The sequence below is a fragment of the Sphingomonas zeae genome (genome assembly GCF_014197135.1).
GTDB classification, from domain to species: domain Bacteria; phylum Pseudomonadota; class Alphaproteobacteria; order Sphingomonadales; family Sphingomonadaceae; genus Sphingomonas; species Sphingomonas zeae.
In genome coordinates this window covers 76,794-95,722 of the sequence record NZ_JACIFA010000011.1, presented here as the reverse complement: position 1 = coordinate 95,722, position 18,929 = coordinate 76,794, and the positions used below count along the sequence as shown (strand labels likewise).

Here is an 18,929-nt window from a genome sequence, read left to right as displayed (position 1 = left end):
GCAATCAACAGTCTGTGAAACGTGTCGACAGGCACGATCGCGACCTAACTGCGTGACGCCAATGGGGCGCGCGAAAAGGGGGGGATGACCATTATGCGCAGCGCTGCGCCGCTCACTGCCAATGCCAATCGTTTTAATCGACTCCTGCTCGGCGCGTCCGCCGGTGCTTTGTGCATCGCCGCGCTGACCACGCCCGCTTTCGCGCAGACGGCCAGCGACGCGGACCAGAGCGCCAATTCGCCAACCGGTGCGGTCGCGGGCCAGGGAACGGCCGGTTCGGCCACGCCGCGCACCAGCGCCAGCGTCGAGGCCGCCGGTGCCCAGCCGCCCGCTGGTGAGGAAGGCGGCGGCGGCAACGATATCGTTGTCACCGGCATCCGCCAGAGCCTGGCGAATGCGCAGAACATCAAGCGCAACTCCGACACCGTCGTCGACGCGATCACCGCCAGCGACATTGGCGCGCTGCCCGATCGCTCGGTCACCGAAGCGCTCCAGCGCGTTCCCGGCGTGTCGATCAGCCGCTTCGCCGCCGCCAACGACCCCGACCACTTCTCGGTCGAAGGCTCGGGCGTCGCGGTGCGTGGTCTGACCTTTGTCCGCTCCGAGTTCAACGGCCGCGACACGTTCTCGGCCGGTATCGGCGGCCAGGCGATCAACTTCTCCGACGTCCCCGCCGAGCTGCTAGGCTCGGTCGAGGTGTACAAGAACGCCACGGCCGAACTGATCGAGGGCGGCCTGGCCGGTACGGTCAACCTGAACACCCGCAAGCCGTTCGACAACAAGGGCTTCCACCTGGGCTTCACCGCCGAGGGCAATTACGGCGACTTCAAGAAAAAGTGGTCGCCGACGGGTTCGCTGTTCGTCAGCGACACCTGGGATACGGGCATCGGCCGCTTCGGCCTGCTCGGCAACATCTCGTACTCGCGCGTCCAGAGCCGCGCGGACAGCATCCGCATCACGAACATCCAGACCCGCGATAACACGCTGGCACTGGCGGCCAATTCGACCACGGCACAGAACTGCCGCAACCCGCTGCCGGGAACGGCCGATCAGACCACGCTGCCCGTGGGCGGTACGACCGGCTTTGCGTGCGCCGCGGCCAGCACGCCGGGCGCGGATGGATTCCTTGATCCGGCATCGTTGCGCTACGCACCCATTGGCGGCCAGTTCGCGACGCAGGAATTCGACCGCAAGCGCGACGGTATCGCGCTGGCCGGCCAATGGCAGAGCACGGACGAGCGCACTGTCCTGACCGCGCAGTTCCTGCGCACCCACACGGTCAACAACACCTCGGAGCGCACCTTCGAGACCGCTCCCGATCTGTCGGAATACAACACCTATCCGATCGGCTGCGTCCAGAACAACGCCGGTCCCGCCAACTCGACGATCGCGCAGTGCCCCACCGGCACGACCAAGAACTATGTGTACGACGGGGGCGGCCTGTTCCAGTCGGGCTACATCACCGCGCCGGGCAACGGCTATCGCGCGTCGTGCAGTGGCAACGCGACCTGCTGGGTTCCTACCGGCGGTACGCAGCAGTCGCTGGCGCGTGGCATGACCCGTGACGAGAACACCGTCACCGACTTCGGCTTGAACCTGAAGACCCAGCTTGACGATCACTGGTCGGTCAACCTGGACGGCGACTATACCCGCGCCAAGAAGACGAGCACCGATTTCCGCGTGTTCGGTTCGACCTTCGCGGACTCGGAACTCGACCTGTCGGGCAACCTGCCGGTCGTCATTCCGCACAAGCCCTCGACGCTGCAGGCGAGCTGGGCCACGCCCAACCCGACGCTGAACCAGCAGACCGACGCGCAGTACTTCGCCAACCGCAACGTCCAGTTCTGGCGCGCGGCGATGGACCACCTGGAAGACAGCGTGGGCCGCGAATATGCGTTCAAGGCGGATGTCGACTATAAGTTCGACGATGGCGGCTTCTTCACCCATGCCAAGTTCGGCGCGCGTTATGCCGACCGTTCGTCGCAGGTCCGCTACACCACCTATAACTGGGGTGCGCTGTCGGAAGTGTGGTCGGGTTCGAACCCGGTGTCGTTCGCGCAGGCGCCCGGTCAGACCGAGCTGTACACCTTCCCGAACTTCTTCCGTGGCGCGACCAATGGCGCGCCGTCGGCCTATTACTACACCGGCAACCTGAGCGGGAATTACCAGCAGTCGGCGGCGTATCTGCAGTCGATCGGCAATCTTTGGCAAACCGCCAACGGTTCGACCGCCACCACCTGGGCACCGCTGGCGCAGCGTGCGGGCGTGGTCGCAGGTACGCCGTACCTGCCGTCGGAAATCCAGGACGTGTCGCAGCAGGACAAGAACCTGTACGGCCAGCTGAATTTCGCCACGCCGGGCAACCTGTTCGGCAATGTGCGGATGAGCGGCAATATCGGCGTTCGCTACGTCCTGACCGACCTGACCTCGGCCGGGTCGATCGGCGCACCGACGCAGCAGCAGACCGGCACGAGCGATCCCTTCGGCACCCGTTGCGCGCCGCAGCCGGTGACCCAGAATGGTCAGCCCGTGCTCCAGAACGGCGTGCCGCTGGTCGCGGTGCCCGCAGGCATTTGTCAGCTGGGCCAGGCCGGCTATAATGCGATCCAGCAGTTCTCGACCGGCATCACGACGCCCGATACCGCCCGCAATCAGTATCATTACTTCCTGCCCAGCGCGAACCTGAAGTTCGGCGTTGGTCGCGACGTGGTGCTGCGTCTGGCGGCGTCGAAGGTCATGACCCGTCCGGACTTTGCGAACATCCGCAACTTCCTGCAGCTGGGTTTCGACACCAACAGCGGCCAGATCACGGCGACGGCGGGCAACCCCTATCTGAAGCCCGCGACCGCGTGGCAGTTCGATGCGACGGTCGAATGGTATTTCGCGCGCGTCGGTCAGCTGTCGGTCGACGTCTTCTACAAGTCGGTGAAGAACTTCTTCTACCAGTCGGTCACCAACCGCTCGATCACCAGCAACGGCATCACCCAGTCGGTGTTGGTCCGTGGCCCGGCGAACTACGACGGCACCGGCAAGATCAAGGGCGCCGAGGTTGCGTATCAGCAGACCTTCGACTTCCTGCCGGGTCTGCTCAGCGGCCTAGGCGCCAGTGGCAGCTACACCTTCATCGAGAGCTCAGGCCTGCCGAACTCGTTCCTGAACGGTGGCACCCCGGTCAGCACGTCGAACATCAAGCCGGGCAATCTGCCGCTGGAGGGGCTGTCGAAGCACACGGTCAATGCGGCCTTGTTCTACGAAAAGGGGCCGATCTCACTGCGGGCCGCCTATAACTGGCGCTCCAAGTATCTGCTGACCCCGGCGGACGTGATCTTCCCCTACACCTCCATCTATCAGGATGCGGGCGGGCAGCTGGACGCATCGGCGTTCATCAACCTGAACAAGTACCTCAAGATCGGCGTGCAGGGCGTGAACCTGGCCAATCAGGTCATCAAGACCGAGCAGGCCTATATCAGCGGTTCGACCGCCACCGCGCCGCGCTCGTACATCGTCAACGACCGCCGCTTCTCGTTCGCGATCCGCGGCACCTTCTGATCCGGTTTTCCGGCCGAACCGTTCGGGGTTCGGCCGGGCTGACGGACGCAAAAAAACCGCCCGCTTCCTATTCGGAGGCGGGCGGTTTTTCGTTGCTGGAAAAATGGGCGGCAGAACCGCTCAGTTATGCGGCAGCTTCGACAGGTCGAACCCCGGTCCCAGGTCGATCAGGAAGGCCGGCCCGACCTCGATCACCTGCTTGGCACCCGCCAGTTGCACGGTGATGTTCGCTTTGCCCGCCGCATAGGCTTGGTTGGCGACGCCCGAGACATAATAGCGCTTCCAAGTCGGGCCGACCTGCACCGGCTCGGAGGCGATGGGCGTGTAGGGCGGTTCGGAGCCGCCTGCGCCGACGGGGATGGTCACTGGCGCGGCTTCGGTCGCGTTCGGTGCGCGCAGAAAGACCATGACCAGCATGGTGTCGCCCGCCGCGATCGGCTTGATCGTAGGATAGGCAGCCCCGCTGTCCCAGGGATTGGCGCCCGCCTTGCTGATCTTGATCTGCACGGCATTGCCGCCCGGAACGTCGGGGGCGGGAACCTGCTTGGCGCTCTGATTTGGGCCGTAGGGCGCCCAGCCAATGCCGGGCGCGTTGACTGCCTTGTCGAAGATGCTGGGCTGGGCCGCCGCGCCGGGGGCGGCCTGGCCGGCGCCTCCCAATGGCAGGGCCGCAATCAGCAGGGCCACAAATCCGATCATGATCCTTCTCCTTCTCTTTCGGCCGGACTGTCCGGTCCTTTCGCAAAAACGATTGTATTCGGCGGCTTAAGAAAAGCCCGACCCCCGCAGGGAGCCGGGCTTTGTTCTTACTGGCCGATGATCTTGACGAGCGGTTCGGGCGACTGTCCCGTAGGCAGTCGGCCGCTCGCGGCCAGGCGCCGCGCCTTGTCGTCCCAACGCAGCGTCGCGCTGCGCCCGCCCGTCTTGCGATAGGCATTGGTCGTGCCGTCATCGTCATAGAGCGTGAAGCTGGTGTCGCGGCCGGGATAGACGCGGATGCTTTCCAGATTTTGGGTGGCGGCGGTGCTCGGCATGACCACGCCCATCGGCACGATCGAGCCCGCCCGCACGAACAGCGGAATATGGTCGATCGGTGCCGCCGCCTCGATCCACTGACCACCCGTATAGCGCTTGTCGGTCCACCAGTCATACCAGTCGGTTCCGCCAGGCAGATAGACGCGGCGCTTGGTCTGCCCCTGTTCGGTGACGGGCGCGACCAGGAAGGCGGGGCCGAACATATATTCGTCTCCCAGATCCTTCACCGCCGGATCGTTCGGAAAGTCCATGAACAGCGCGCGCATGAAGGGCGCGCCGGTCTGGCTCGTCTGCCGCCCCAACGCATAGAGATAGGGCATCAACGCGTAACGCAGCCGCAGCGCGCTCGCCAGGATCGGCTCGGCGGCGGTGCCATAGTCCCACAGCGCGGTGCCCGGCCGCTGGCCATGGATACGCAGCGTCGGCGTGAAGGCATTATACTGGAACCAGCGGACGAACAGCTCCGGGTAATCGCGGTACGATGGCGCCATCGCGGTCGCGCCCGCTGGATCGACCAGCACCGGATGCTGCGCTTCCGGCCCATTGGGCCATTGCCAGCCGCCCGTGTCGCTCGACCAGTACGCGATGCCGCTGGCGGTCATGCCCAGGCCCGCGGGCACCTGACGGCGCAGCGCTTCCCAGTTGGACTGCACGTCCGACGACCAGAACAGGCAGCCATTGGCCTGGGTACCCAGATAGGCGGCGCGGCACAGGATGAGGTTGCGCTTGTCCGGCCGGTCGCGCGCAGAGCCCTCCGCCACGCTGGAGGTATGAAGCAGCGGATAGACGTTGCGGTAACGATCGCCCGAGCCGATCGAAAAGAAATGCCCTTCGGGCACCAGATCAGGCTCGGTCTCGTCCAACCAGGCGTAGTCGAAGCCCTGGGAAAAGATGTTGTCGCGGATCCTGTCCCAGAACCAGGCGCGCGCCTCCGGGTTGGTGCTGTCGATCAGCGCGCCCGCCCGGTCGGAGCGGATCGGCAGGCCATCGACCGGATTGCCGTCCTTGTCCTTCATCAGCCAGCCCTTGGCGGCTAGCGTGTCGAACCACCGGCTCTCGCGCTCGAAGCGCGGCCAGATGCTGATGATGCTCTGCATCCCCATCGACTTGAGATGCGCATTCATGCCCGCCGGATCGGGAAAGGCCGTGCGGTCGATGTCGAGCTGCCCCATCCGCGTCCAGTAGAACCAGTCGAGCACCATGATGTCGAGCGGCAGGCCGCGCTTGCGATAGCCGTCGGCGATCTCGGTCAGTTGGCCTTGCGTCTCGTAGCGTGCCTTGCTCTGGATCAAGCCGAAGGCGGCCTTGGGCGGCAGCGGCGTCGCCCCGGTCAGGCGAGCATAACCGGCGTAGAGCTCGTCGGTCGTGCGCCCCGCGATCACGAAGAACGACACCCGCTCGCCGACGTTCGAGGCGAATCTGGTCGCGTTCAGCAGGCCCGGCGAGACGGTGGTTGCGGACGGGTTGTCCCACAGGATCGCATAACCCTTGTCGGTCACCATGAACGGCACGCAGACCGACTCGCCGCCGGGGCGGTCATAATCGTGGCGGCAATCGATCGTCCGCCCGCGAAGGTCGAGCACCCCGTCCTGATACTGGCCCAGCCCATAATAATGCGTGTCGAGCGTGTCGGCGAAGTTGGCACCGACACGGAAGGTCTTTTCGTCCGAGACGGTGTGCGGCGCCTTTTCCCAGCCGTTCATCCGGGTCAGCGGCTTGCCCTCCGGCCCGGCGAAGCTGATCGACACGGGCGGAAGCGAAGGCGCGAAGTATCGCTCCATCTGGCTGGGCGGCTTGGGCCAGGGTTGCGCAGCGACGGTCACGGTCAGGCCGGACGAGGCGAAGATGTCGCCGCTCGCATCCGTGCGGTGGGACCAGCCTGTGGCATCACGCTTGGCGATCAGGCCATAGCCGGGCTTGGCCTCCGCCTCGGCACGGTCGGTGGCGATGGTGACGCGGACGATGCCGGGGGCGTAGGGCTCGACCGAGACGAGCGCGCCGTTACGCTCGACGGTGCCTAACGGATCGGCCGACAGGGCCAGGGGCGCGACGGCCGCGAGCAGCGCGGAGGCGGCGCAGGCCCACCGCCAGTGACGACCGGACACCGTGGCGCGCGCTTTGCCCCGCATGAAACATCCCCCCTATTAAGCAAACTGTTTTGCGTATTGGCTACCCTATCGCTGGCGCCGTGGGTGGGGAAGGGGGAACGCTATCCGGCGCGAAACGGATCGCTCACCGTCGGACGGGACGGTCGATCATGCCGTCCGGCCAGCCGCAAGCGATAGCGCGGGTCGCTCGCGCGGGTCAGCGTCACATCGTACCAGCCGAGCGCATCGTCCAGCGACCAGCGATGGCGGCCGGGCTTGAGCGGACGGGGCAAGGGCACGGCCTTGCCCGGTTCGAGGCGCACGATCGACAGGTCATGCAGGCCGGGCGGGACGGTCAGGACCAGCCCGTCGGCATTGACCGAGTTCTGCACCTCGGGAATGTCCATGTGCGCCGCGAAGTGGCGGTGAAAGCCGTTCGGGCCGAGCGCCCACAGGTCGTGGCCAGTCGTCGGATCGGACAGCCAGACATCCTCGATCTGCGTGCCCGCAGCCAGCGAGTAACGGCGCGGCGTCCGCTCGAGCGCCTGACGGTCATAGACATGAAAAACGGCACCGGCTCCCTCCGCGCGGAAGCGCAGGCGAACCCCTTGGGGATCGGCGATCCGCTGCACCTCCAGCCGGTACGGCAGGGGACGGGCGCGGCGGATGCCGGGTTCCTGTCGGGGCGCTCCCGACGAGGCGGGAGCCTGCGGGCTGACCTGTCCCTTGATCGCGGCGGCGCGGATCGCTTGGGCGTGGGGATCGGGCAGGCTGGGCGTGGCGGCGTCGCTCGCGGCAAAGTCGAACGCGCTGGTCAAGTCACCGCATATCGCACGCCGCCAGGCAGAGATGTTGGGCTCGTGAAAGCCGAAGCGCGCCTCCAGGAAGCGGATGACGCTGGTATGGTCGAACGTTTCCGAATTGACCCAGCCGCCCCGGCTCCAGGGCGACACGACATACATGGGCACGCGCGGGCCGAGGCCATAGGGGCGTCCGCGATAGGCGGGCGTGTCGGCTTCCGCGTCGCCGGTCGATGGCACGTCATGATATTCGCCCGCCAGATCGACCGTCGATCTGCCGAGCGGTTTGCCATCGGCCCCACGGGACGGCGGGGCGGGCGGGGGGACGTGGTCGAAAAAGCCGTCATTCTCATCGAACATCACGAACAGCACGGTTCGCGCCCAGACCTTGGGATCGGCGGTCAGCGCATCGAGCAGTTCAGCGGTATAGGCCGCGCCCTGCGCCGGGCTGGAGGGGTTGGGATGCTCCGACCCGGCGGCGGTGGCGATGACATAGGACACCTGCGGCAGCCGTCCGGCCAGCACATCGGCCTTCAACACGTCCAGTCCGCGTGTGGTTAGTGCCCGGTCCATCAGTTCGGGATCTCCGCGCCCGTGATGCGCCTCGCGATAGGCATGAAAGCCGACCAGCGGGTTGTCGGTAAAATTGTCCGCCATGTCCTGATAGATGCGCCAGTCGATGCCCGCCGCCTGCATCCGCTCAGGGGTGGTGGTCCAGCGATAGGGATCGGCCGCGCCGCCATTCTCAACCAAGCTGTCATGCGAATTGCCGATCGCCGGACCGCCCGCCTGGCCCGTGGGATCATTGGTGCCGCTCCACAGGAACAGGCGGTTGGTGTTGGTCCCCGTCTGCACCGCGCAGTGATAGGCGTCGCAGATGGTGAAGGCCTCGGCCAGCGCGAACTGGAAGGGCAGGTCGGCGCGGGCATAGTAGCCCATGGCGCGCTGGTGCTTCGCCTCGGGCCAGTGGGCCATGCGGCCTTCGTCCCAGGCAGCCTGCGCGTCGGGCCAAGTGTGCGGCGTGCCCTGCATGCGCATCAGGGCGAACTCTTTGTCGGTGTCGAGGTGGAAGGGCGAGACGAGACGCGGGCCGCCCTCGGCCTTGCGGTCGAGCTGTTGCCAGACAGTACGTGAGGCTCCGTCTGAGGATGCCACCGGAATGGGGAAGCGGTCGCCGAAGCCGCGCACCCCGGGCATCGTGCAGAAATAGTGATCGAAACCACGATTTTCCTGCATCAGGATGACGACATGCTCGACGTCGCGGATCGTGCCGGTATGCCGGTCGGGGGCGATCGCGGCGGCGCGAGCGATGGCCGGGGGCAGGGCGGCGGAACCGGCGAGGGCGGCGCCGGCGGAGAGAAGGGAGCGGCGGGAGACTGTGACCATCGGCTCGCCATGGCCGAGATGGTTGACGTTTTGGTGACGCACACAATCCTCCCCGGCACGGGGAGGGGGACCAGCGAAGCTGGTGGAGGGGGCTTCATCATAGGACGTCGCCGGCGGCGATCCCCCTCCACCACCGCTGCGCGGCGGTCCCCCTCCCAGTGCCGGGGAGGATCGAGGCGAACTATACGTCGTCTATATGCGAAAGCGGGGGATCGCTCTCGAATTGCTATGGCGCACAGGCCTAATTGCTCGGCCCTGGAGGTCGCCCAACTCACTCGTGGCGGCCTGTCCATAGGGGCAGATATGAAGACCATGAAGTTGAGCGCCGCTGCGGCGCTGTTCGTGTTTCCCGCAGCCGCATCCGCTCAAACCGCCGAAACCGCGCCGCCGCCCGTGACCGTCAGCGGTTCGGTCGCCATCGCATCCGACTATCGCCTGCGCGGCATTTCGCAATCGGACGAGCATATGGCGATCCAGGGTGGCCTGACCGTGGCGCACGAAAGCGGCGCCTATGTCGGCGTCTGGGGCTCGAACCTGGCGGGGTGGGGGACCTTCGGCGGCGCGAACATGGAGCTGGACCTGATCGGTGGTTACAAGACCAGGATCAGCCCGACCGGCACGCTCGATGTCGGGCTGACCTGGTACATGTATCCGGGCGGCGCGAACAAGACCGACTATGCCGAGCCCTATGCGAAGCTGTCGGGCACGACCGGCCCGGTCTCGTTGACCGCCGGTGTCGCCTATGCGCCCCGGCAGCAGGCGATCGGCAAGTGGTACAATAACGGCACCAGCGCCGCCGCCGGTGTCTATGACCATCCCGGCGCCAAGAGCGACAACCTCTATCTCTGGGGCGACGGGGCGGCCGCGATTGCGGGCACGCCGTTCACCGCCAAGGCGCATATCGGCCATAGCTGGGGCATGGACGGCCTCGGCCCCAACGCCACCGCGCCGACGCCGACCGGCGACTATTGGGACTGGTCGCTGGGTGCGGACACCAGCTGGCACAATCTGACGCTGGGCGTCGCCTGGGTCGATACCAGCATTTCCGACCGCAAGGCCGCCTATCTGCGCCCGAGCTTCAGCAAGGGACAGGACGGCAACGGCAATATCGCGGGCAGCACGCTGCTCGTCTCCCTCACCGCCGGTTTCTGAGGAGCATAAGCCATGGACGATCTGATCTGGTTGCTGGTCATGGCTGGGCTGGTGGCGGCGACGCTCGCCTATGCCCGCCTGTGCGACCACGCGTGAGGGGGGCGAGAGCATGACCCTCGACCTCTGGCTGGCGGCGCTGACCGCGCTCGGCCTTCTCGTCTATCTGGTGGCGGTGTTGATCCGCCCAGAACGTTTCTGAAGGGGGCGGCACCATGACGCTTCAAGGATGGGCCTTGATATTGGGCTTCATCGCGATCCTGCTCGCGCTGACCAAGCCGGTCGGCGCGTGGCTGTTCGCTCTTTACGAGGGGCGGCGCACGCCCCTGCATGTCGTGCTCGGTCCTGTCGAGCGCGGCTTCTACAAATTGTCGGGCATCGACCCCGACGCCCAGCAGGGCTGGCGGCGTTACGCGCTGCATATGCTGGCCTTCAACGTCGCGTTGATGGTCTTCACCTATGCGGTACTGCGCCTGCAATTCTTCCTGCCGGGCAATCCGCAGGGGTTGGCGGGGCTGACTCCGCATTTGGCGTTCAACACCGCGATCAGCTTTACGACCAACACCAACTGGCAAAGCTATGGCGGCGAGTCGACCATGTCGAACCTCAGCCAGATGCTCGGCCTGACCATCCACAATTTCCTGTCGGCAGCGACCGGCATCGCGCTGGCCTTTGCGCTGTTTCGTGGGTTTGCCGGGCGCGAGACGAAGAATCTCGGCAATTTCTGGGCCGATGTAACGCGCATCACCCTGTACCTGCTGCTGCCGATCTGCGTCGTCTACACCGTCTTCCTGATCGCCAGCGGCGTGCCGCAGACGATGGCGGGCGTCGTCAATATCGATACGCTGGAGGGCGTGCGCCAGTCGATCCTGCTCGGCCCGGTGGCGAGCCAGGAAGCGATCAAGATGCTCGGCACCAATGGCGGCGGCTTCTTCAACGCCAACAGCGCGCATCCATTCGAGAACCCGACGGCGCTGACCAACCTGGTCCAGATGCTGTCCATCTTCACGATCGGCTTCGGCCTGACCTGGTGCTTCGGCAAGGCGGTCGGCAATACGCGCCAGGGCTGGGCGATCCTGGCCGCGATGATCCTGCTGTTCCTGGGCGGCGTCAGCGTGGCCTATTGGGCCGAAGCGGCGGGCAACCCCGTGCTGCACCAGCTGGGCGTGGCGGGCGGCAACATGGAGGGCAAGGAGGTCCGCTTCGGCGTCGCCGCCTCAGCGCTGTTCGCGGCCGTCACCACGGCGGCATCATGCGGTGCGGTCAATGCGATGCACGACAGCTTTACCGCGCTGGGCGGCATGATCCCGCTGTTCAACATGCAGCTGGGCGAGGTCGTGATCGGCGGCGTCGGCGCTGGCATCTACGGGTTCCTGCTGTTCGCCATCCTCGCGGTCTTCGTGGCGGGCCTGATGGTCGGCCGCACGCCGGAATATGTCGGCAAGAAGATCGAAGCCCGCGAGGTCAAGCTCGCCGTCCTCGCCATCGCCGTGCTGCCGCTGTTCATCCTGGGCCTGACCGCGCTGTCGTGCGTGACGGGGCAGGGGCTGGCCGGGCCGCTCAACAAGGGGCCGCATGGGTTCGGCGAAATCCTTTATGCCTTCACCAGTGCTGTGGCGAACAACGGCTCGGCCTTTGGGGGCCTGACCGCTTCGACCCCCTGGTATGACGGCTTGCTGGGCGTCGCCATGTGGGTGGGCCGCTTCTTCATCATCGTGCCGATGCTCGCCATTGCCGGAAGTCTCGCCGCGAAGAAGCATGTTCCCGCCTCCGCCGGGTCCTTCCCGACCACGGGTGTGCTGTGGGTCGGTCTGCTCGTCGGCATCGTGCTCGTGCTGGGCGGCCTGACCTTCCTGCCGAGCCTCGCCCTTGGTCCCATCGCCGATCATCTTGCGATGATCCGCGGTCAACTCTTCTGATCGGGAGCGCCTGTCATGGCCCATTCCCCTACCAAGAGCCTGTTCACCGCCGAGCTGGTGCTCCCCGCGATCAAGGCCTCGTTCGTCAAACTGAATCCCCGCGAGCTGATCCGCAACCCGGTGATGTTCGTGACCGCCGTGGTCGCCGCGCTGCTGACCGTTTTGCTCGTCGTCGGGCAGGACGGGCTGACCACCGGCTTCAAGCTGCAACTGGTCGTCTGGCTGTGGCTGACCGTGTTGTTTGGTACATTCGCCGAGGCGCTGGCCGAAGGGCGTGGCAAGGCGCAGGCGGCCTCGCTTCGTGCCGCCAAGGCCGAACTGACCGCCAAGCGGCTGAAGGGAGCGGGCCAGGATTGGGAGAATGTCCCCGCCAGCGCCCTGAAGATCGGCGATGTGGTGCTGGTCGAGACCGGCGACCTGATCCCGTCGGACGGTGAAGTCGTCGCCGGTGTTGCATCCGTCAACGAAGCCGCGATCACCGGCGAGAGCGCACCCGTTATCCGCGAGGCGGGCGGCGACCGTTCGGCGGTGACGGCGGGCACCCGCGTCATCTCCGACGAGATCCGCGTCAAGGTAACGGTCAATCCGGGCCAGGGCTTCCTCGACCGCATGATCGCGCTGGTTGAGGGCGCCGAGCGGCAGAAGACACCGAACGAGGTGGCGCTGACCATATTGCTCGTCGGGCTGACCATCATCTTCCTGATCGCGGTCGGCACCATTCCGGGCTTCGCTTCTTTCGCGGGCGGCAGCATTCCGGTGGCGATCCTGGCGGCGTTGCTCATTACCCTGATCCCGACGACCATCGCGGCCCTGCTGTCGGCGATCGGCATCGCGGGCATGGACCGTCTGGTCCGCTTCAACGTGCTCGCCAAGTCGGGCCGCGCGGTCGAGGCGGCGGGCGACGTCGACGTGTTGCTGCTCGACAAGACGGGGACCATCACCATCGGCGATCGTCAGGCGAGCGAGTTTCGCAGCATAGGTGGCTCCGATGTCGACGCGCTGGCCGAGGCGGCGCTGATGGCGAGCCTAGCCGACGAGACCCCCGAAGGCCGCTCGATCGTCGTCCTGGCGCGCGAGCAGTTCAAGGTCTCGATCGCCAGCCTGCCCGCGGACGCCGAGATCATTCCCTTCACCGCGCAGACCCGTATCTCGGGCGTGAGGCTCGGCGATCGGCTGATCCAGAAGGGTGCGGTCGACTCGATCCTTCGCGCCCATCCGGGCGTAGGCGAGACGGCGGCGGCAACCCAGTTGCGCCGCATCACCGACGAGATTGCGCGCGCCGGTGGCACGCCGCTGGCGGTGGCGGAAAATGGTCGCCTGCTCGGCGCCATCTTCCTGAAGGACGTGGTCAAGGCGGGCATCCGCGAACGCTTCGGCGAGCTGCGGCGCATGGGCATCCGCACGGTGATGATCACTGGCGACAACCCCCTGACCGCTGCGGCCATCGCTGCCGAAGCGGGCGTCGACGACTTCCTCGCCCAGGCGACGCCGGAGGACAAGCTGGCGCTGATCCGCAAGGAACAGCAGGGCGGCAAGCTGGTCGCGATGTGTGGCGACGGCACCAACGACGCGCCCGCGCTGGCGCAGGCGGATGTCGGCGTTGCGATGAACACCGGCACCCAAGCCGCGCGCGAGGCGGGCAATATGGTCGATCTGGACAGCGATCCGACCAAGCTGATCGAGGTCGTTGGTCTGGGCAAGCAGTTGCTGATGACGCGCGGGGCGCTGACGACCTTCTCGGTCGCCAATGACGTGGCGAAGTATTTCGCGATCATCCCGGCGATGTTCGTGGCGCTCTATCCGGGCCTTGGCGTGCTGAACGTCATGGGTCTGGCAACGCCGCAATCGGCGATCCTGAGCGCCATCATCTTCAACGCGCTCATCATTCCGCTTCTCGTGCCACTGGCGCTGAAGGGCGTCGCCTACAAGCCGATGGGGGCGGGGCCGCTGCTGGCGCGCAATCTCGCCGTTTACGGTCTGGGCGGCCTGATCGCGCCGTTCGTCGGCATCAAGATCATCGACCTTGTGGTCGGTGGCCTCGGACTGGCGTGAGTTGAGGATAATCGCCCCTCCCCTTCAGGGGAGGGGTTGGGGTGGGGCCTTTCCCCAAGCGTTTCGTTTGCGGCGGCGACCCACCCCCCAACCCCACCCCTGAAGGGGAGGGGCTAAAGGAAGGAAGCATCATGAACACGGACATTACCTCCGCATTTCGGCCCGCGATCGTCATGACGATCCTGTTCGCGATCCTGCTCGGATTGGTCTATCCTCTGGCCATGACCGGCATCGGACAGGCCATCTTCCCACATCAGGCCAATGGCAGCTTAGTGCATGTCGGCAACCGGGTGATCGGCTCCGAGGTCGTCGGACAGGCCTTCGTCAGCGACCGCTATTTCCAGACGCGTCCCTCGGCGGCGGGCAAGGGTTATGACGGGCTGGCCTCGTCGGGCTCGAACCTGGGGCCGACGTCGCTGGCTTTGGTCGACCGGGTGAAGGCCGATGTCGCCAAGCGTCGTGCCGAGGGCGTGATCGGGCCGATACCCGCCGATCTCGTTACCGCCAGCGGCTCGGGCCTAGACCCCGATCTGTCGCCCGAAGCCGCACTGGCGCAGGCGGCGCGTATCGCACGCGTCCGGGGCTTGGGCGTCGAGAAGGTTCGCGCCTTGGTCGTCGCGCATACCGAAGACTCGGTGCTGGGCGACCCCCATGTCAACGTCCTCGCCCTCAACCGCGCGCTGGACGCTGCGTCCAAGCGATGACGGCAGGCGAGCCGCGCCCCGATCCCGACGCCCTGCTGCGCGCTGCCGAGCGCGAGGGGCGCGGCCGCCTGAAAATCTTCCTCGGGGCCGCGCCCGGCGTCGGCAAGACGTTCGAGATGCTGTCCGAGGGCGCGGCCCGCCGCCGCGACGGTGTCGATGTCGTCGTCGCGGTCGTCGAAACCCACGGTCGGGTCGAGACCGAGGCGCTGGTCCGGGGGCAGGAGGTTATGCCCCGCCGCGCCGTCCCCTATGAGGGGCGGACGCTGCACGAGATGGACATCGATGCGGTGCTTGCCCGCGCACCCCGCCTCGCGCTGGTCGACGAACTGGCGCACACCAACGCGCCGGGCAGCCGCCACCCCAAACGCTATCAGGATGTCGAGGAGCTGCTGGCGGCCGGGATCGACGTCTATTCCACCGTCAACATCCAGCACGTCGAAAGCCTGAACGACGTCGTCGCCAGCTTCACCCGCGTCCGCGTGCGCGAGACGGTGCCCGACCGCATCCTGGAGGCCGCCGAGATCGAGGTGGTCGACATCCCGCCCGACGAGCTGATCGAGCGGTTGAAGGCGGGCAAGGTCTATCTGCCGCAGGAAGCGACGCGGGCGCTGTCTCACTTCTTTTCCAAGTCCAACCTGTCGGCGTTGCGCGAACTGGCACTCAGGCGCGCGGCGCAGGCGGTCGATGCGCAGATGCTCGACCATGTCCGGTCGCTTGGCGTCGGCGGGCAATGGGCGGCGGGTGAGCGGCTGGTCGTCGCGGTCAGCGAATTGCCGGGCGCCGACGAACTGGTCCGCGCCGCCAAGCGCACCGCCGACGCGCTGCGCGCGCCCTGGACCGCGCTATTTATCGAAACGCCCCGGACCGCGACGCTGGGCGAGGCGCAGCATCGGCGGCTGGCGGCGACGATGACGCTCGCGACCCAACTGGGCGCGGCGGTCGCGACGGTGCCCGCGCCGAGCGTGGTCGAGGGCATCCGCGCCTTCCTGACCGATGCGCGCGCCACACAACTGGTCGTTGGCAAGGCCAAACGCTCGCGCTGGTTCGAGCTGCGCCACGGCTCGGTCGTCGACCGGCTGGTGCGCGAAACGCCGGGTGTCACCGTCCATGTCCTGCCGGTCGGCGAGGCTCCGGCCGAGCGGGAGCGTGTCAAGCGGCGCGGGCAATGGGGCTCGCCGACCGGCTATGCCCTGACGCTGGTGGGGGTTACGGGCGTAACCGGGCTGGCCAGCGCGCTGTTCCATATCCTGAACCTGGGCAATGTCGCTTTGCTCTATCTGCTGCCCGTCATGGCGGCGGCGAGCCTGTACGGCCTGCGCACCGGCCTGTTCGCGGGGATCGCGTCGAGCCTGGCGTACAACTTCTTCTTCCTGCCGCCGGTCGGCACGCTGAGCGTCAGCAATCCCGAAAACGTCATCTCGATCTTCGTCCTGCTGGGAGTCGCCGTCGCGACCAGCCAGTTGACCTCGCGAGTGCGCGCGCAGGCGGACCTTGCGGCAGCGAGTGCGCGCGACAATGCGACGCTCGCGGGGTTCCTTCACCGCTTGAGCGGACTTGCCGATCCGGCCGAGGCGTCGCGCGTGATCTGCGAGGATATCGCGCGGCTGTTCGAGGTGCAGGCGGTTCTGCTGGCTCCGTCGCCCGCTGGGCTGGCGGTACAGGCGGCGACCCGGCCGGACTATCGGCTGGAGACGATGGAGATGGCCGCCGCGCACTGGGCGTTCGACACCGGGGCGCCGGCGGGCAAGGGGTCGGCGACGCTGGCCGCGTCCGAATGGCTGTTTCAGCCGCTGAAGGCCGGAAACCGGACACTCGCGGTACTGGGCCTGGCGAAGGACGCAGGGAGCGAGCCGGTGCGTGCCGATCGCCTGCCGCTGCTGACCGGGCTGATCGACCAAGCCGCGTTGATCCTAGAACGGCTTCGGTTGGAGGCGGAGGTGCGTGATGTGGACGCGGTGCGCACCCGCGATCGGCTCCGCGCGGCGCTGCTGTCCTCGGTCAGCCATGACCTGCGCACGCCGCTGACCGCCGTGATGGCCGCCGCCGCGCAACTGCGGCAGGGGGCGACGCCCGAGCTGATTGCGACGATCGAGGGGGAGGCGGTGCGGCTCAATCGTTTCGTCGCCAACCTGCTCGATATGGCGCGGGTCGAGGCGGGGGCGCTGAAGCTGAAGATCGAGCCCATTGATCTCAGCGATGCGGTGACCGGCGCAGCGCATGACGCCCGCCGCGCGCTGGAGGGGCATTCGGTGCGGCTCGACGTGCCGCCCGACCTGCCTCTGGTCCGCGCCGATCCGCAACTATTGCACCATTGCCTGCTCAACCTGCTCGACAATGCCGGGCGCTATGGTGATCCAGGGACCGAGATCGTGATCAAGGGCCGGCATCGCCACGGCACGCTTCGTCTCTCGGTGCTGGACCACGGCCCCGGCCTGCCGCCGGGCCGCGAGGCGGAGGTGTTCGAGACGTTCCGGCGGCTGGAGGGCTCCGACCGGGTGGCGGGCGGCACCGGCCTGGGCCTCGCCATCGTCAAGGCCTTTGCCGAGGCCATGGGTCTGAGCGTAGAGGCGGGCAATCGCGAGGATGGTACGGGCGCGGCGTTCGCGCTCTGCTTCCCGCGCGACCACATCATGCGCGATGGCGCGCCGGAGGGAATGGCCTGATGCCCGCGACGATCCTGGTGGTGGACGACGAAGTCGCAATCCGCCGCCTGCTGCGCAACACGCTGGAACAGGCGGGGCATCTGGTGGTCGAGGCCCGCGACGGGCGCGAGGCGCTGGCGCGGGCGGCGGCGGACCATCCCGATGCGGTGCTGCTCGACCTGGGGTTGCCCGATCGCGACGGATTGAGCCTGATCCCGCTGCTTCGAGCGGGCGAGCGGGTGATCCTGGTCGTCTCGGCGCGCGAGGCGACCGAGGAAAAGGTCGCGGCGCTCGACCTGGGGGCGGACGATTATGTCACCAAGCCGTTCGACAGTGAGGAATTGCTGGCCCGGCTGCGCGTGGCGCTGCGGCACGCCCGCGCGGCGGAGGCGGTGCCTTCGGTGGTGCGGACCGGCGATCTGGCGATCGACCTCGACCGACGGGTCGTGACGCGTGGCGGCGAGGCGCAGCATCTCACCCGCAAGGAATATGACGTGCTGGCGATGCTGGCGCGCCATCGCGGCCGAGTAGTCACCCACGACAGGATCATCGACGCCGCCTGGGGCGGGGACGAGGACCCGCGCATCGATTACCTGCGCATCGTCGTGCGCAACTTGCGCCAGAAGCTGGAAGCGCCGCAGCCGGTCGGGAGCGTGATCGCGAACGAACTGGGCGTGGGGTATCGGTTGCGGGTGGAGGGCTGAAAAATCCTCCCCCGGTACGGGGAGAGGGACCATCCAAAGGATGGTGGAGGGGGCGTGCCACAAAGGACGTATCCAGCGCCCGCCCCCTCCGTCAGCGCTCCGCGCTGCCACCTCCCCGTGCCGGGGAGGATCGTGGGTCAGCCCATCGTCTCGCCCGTCCGCAGGGTCAGCACCTCGACCCCGGTCTTCGTCACTGCGACCGTATGCTCGAACTGCGCCGAGAGCTTTCCGTCATCGGTCACGACCGTCCAGCCATCGTCGCTGGTCGAAACCTTGCGGGTGCCCTGGTTTATCATCGGCTCGATGGTGAAGGTCATGCCCTCGCGCAGCACCGCGCCGGTGCCCGGCCGCCCGAAGTGCAGCACATCGGGCGCCTCGTGCATCTCGCGCCCGATGCCGTGGCCGCAATAATCGCGGACGACCGAATAGCCGTTCGCCTTGGCGTGTTTTTCGATGGCGGCACCGATGTCGCCCAGCCGGGCGCCGGGGCGCACCTGGCGAATGCCCTTCCACATAGCTTCCTGCGTCACGCGGACCAGCCGCTTCGCACCCGGCGACACCTCGCCGATCGTATAGGTCTTGCTCGAATCCGTGATGAAGCCGTTCTTCTCCAGCGTGATGTCGAGATTGACGATATCGCCGTCCTTCACCACGTCCTCGGCGCTCGGCACGCCGTGGCAGACGACTTGGTTGATCGAGCTGTTAAGCACATAGGCAAAGCCGTACTGCCCCTTGCTCGCCGGGCGCGCGGACAGATCGTGGGTGATATAGCGCTCGACGAGGTCATTGATCGCCAGCGTCGACAAGCCGCTGAGCGCCACCCCGTCGAGCATCTCGAACACCTGCGCGAGCAACCGTCCGGAGACGCGCATCAGCGCCAGGTCATCGGCCGTCTTGACCAT

Annotated in this window: 12 protein-coding genes; 8 read left to right on the top strand and 4 right to left on the bottom strand. The window is 66.9% G+C overall.

Features of this window, described 5'->3' with window-relative positions:
• Positions 1-84: 84 nt before the first annotated feature.
• Positions 85-3,549 (top strand): TonB-dependent receptor, encoded by a 3,465-nt coding sequence (locus GGR45_RS15170; protein WP_343051204.1) that lies wholly within the window; start codon positions 85-87, stop codon positions 3,547-3,549.
• A 120-nt stretch (positions 3,550-3,669) separates the two neighbouring features.
• Here the strand turns inward: GGR45_RS15170 and GGR45_RS15165 are convergent, their stop codons facing one another.
• The 3 genes from GGR45_RS15165 to GGR45_RS15155 form a co-directional block, all read right to left on the bottom strand.
• On the bottom strand, positions 3,670-4,248 hold the full coding sequence (locus GGR45_RS15165) for a hypothetical protein (protein ID WP_246358251.1): 579 nt from the start codon (positions 4,246-4,248) through the stop codon (positions 3,670-3,672).
• A gap of 107 nt (positions 4,249-4,355) precedes the next feature.
• Positions 4,356-6,713, bottom strand: coding sequence for a glycoside hydrolase family 31 protein (locus GGR45_RS15160; RefSeq protein WP_175312637.1), 2,358 nt, complete (start codon positions 6,711-6,713; stop codon positions 4,356-4,358).
• A gap of 80 nt (positions 6,714-6,793) precedes the next feature.
• Positions 6,794-8,857, bottom strand: a complete 2,064-nt coding sequence (locus tag GGR45_RS15155) for a phosphocholine-specific phospholipase C (RefSeq protein WP_175312638.1) — start codon at positions 8,855-8,857, stop codon at positions 6,794-6,796.
• A gap of 303 nt (positions 8,858-9,160) precedes the next feature.
• On the opposite strand from GGR45_RS15155, the gene GGR45_RS15150 reads away from it, so the two are divergent.
• The 7 genes from GGR45_RS15150 to GGR45_RS15120 all read left to right on the top strand — a co-directional run bounded on the left by GGR45_RS15150 (position 9,161) and on the right by GGR45_RS15120 (position 18,027).
• Positions 9,161-10,009, top strand: coding sequence for a TorF family putative porin (locus GGR45_RS15150; protein WP_175312639.1), 849 nt, complete (start codon positions 9,161-9,163; stop codon positions 10,007-10,009).
• Between the two features lie 109 nt (positions 10,010-10,118).
• Positions 10,119-10,208 carry a K(+)-transporting ATPase subunit F gene (gene kdpF / locus GGR45_RS15145; protein ID WP_037531783.1) on the top strand — a complete coding sequence of 30 codons (90 nt, stop codon included), beginning with the start codon at positions 10,119-10,121 and terminating at the stop codon, positions 10,206-10,208.
• Between the two features lie 13 nt (positions 10,209-10,221).
• Positions 10,222-11,925, top strand: coding sequence for a potassium-transporting ATPase subunit KdpA (kdpA, locus tag GGR45_RS15140; protein WP_175312640.1), 1,704 nt, complete (start codon positions 10,222-10,224; stop codon positions 11,923-11,925).
• A gap of 15 nt (positions 11,926-11,940) precedes the next feature.
• Positions 11,941-13,977 (top strand): potassium-transporting ATPase subunit KdpB, encoded by a 2,037-nt coding sequence (gene kdpB, locus GGR45_RS15135; RefSeq protein WP_175312641.1) that lies wholly within the window; start codon positions 11,941-11,943, stop codon positions 13,975-13,977.
• A 131-nt stretch (positions 13,978-14,108) separates the two neighbouring features.
• Positions 14,109-14,681, top strand: coding sequence for a potassium-transporting ATPase subunit KdpC (gene kdpC / locus GGR45_RS15130; protein WP_175312642.1), 573 nt, complete (start codon positions 14,109-14,111; stop codon positions 14,679-14,681).
• On the top strand, positions 14,678-17,344 hold the full coding sequence (locus GGR45_RS15125; protein WP_175312643.1) for a sensor histidine kinase: 2,667 nt from the start codon (positions 14,678-14,680) through the stop codon (positions 17,342-17,344). Before kdpC ends, GGR45_RS15125 begins: the two co-directional genes overlap by 4 nt.
• Positions 17,344-18,027, top strand: coding sequence for a response regulator transcription factor (locus tag GGR45_RS15120; protein ID WP_175312644.1), 684 nt, complete (start codon positions 17,344-17,346; stop codon positions 18,025-18,027). The genes GGR45_RS15125 and GGR45_RS15120 overlap by 1 nt, the downstream gene beginning before the upstream one ends.
• 137 nt (positions 18,028-18,164) lie before the next feature.
• On the opposite strand, the gene map is transcribed toward GGR45_RS15120, so the two are convergent.
• A complete protein-coding gene (gene map / locus GGR45_RS15115; RefSeq protein WP_175312645.1) occupies positions 18,165-18,929 on the bottom strand; it encodes a type I methionyl aminopeptidase in 765 nt (254 codons plus the stop codon).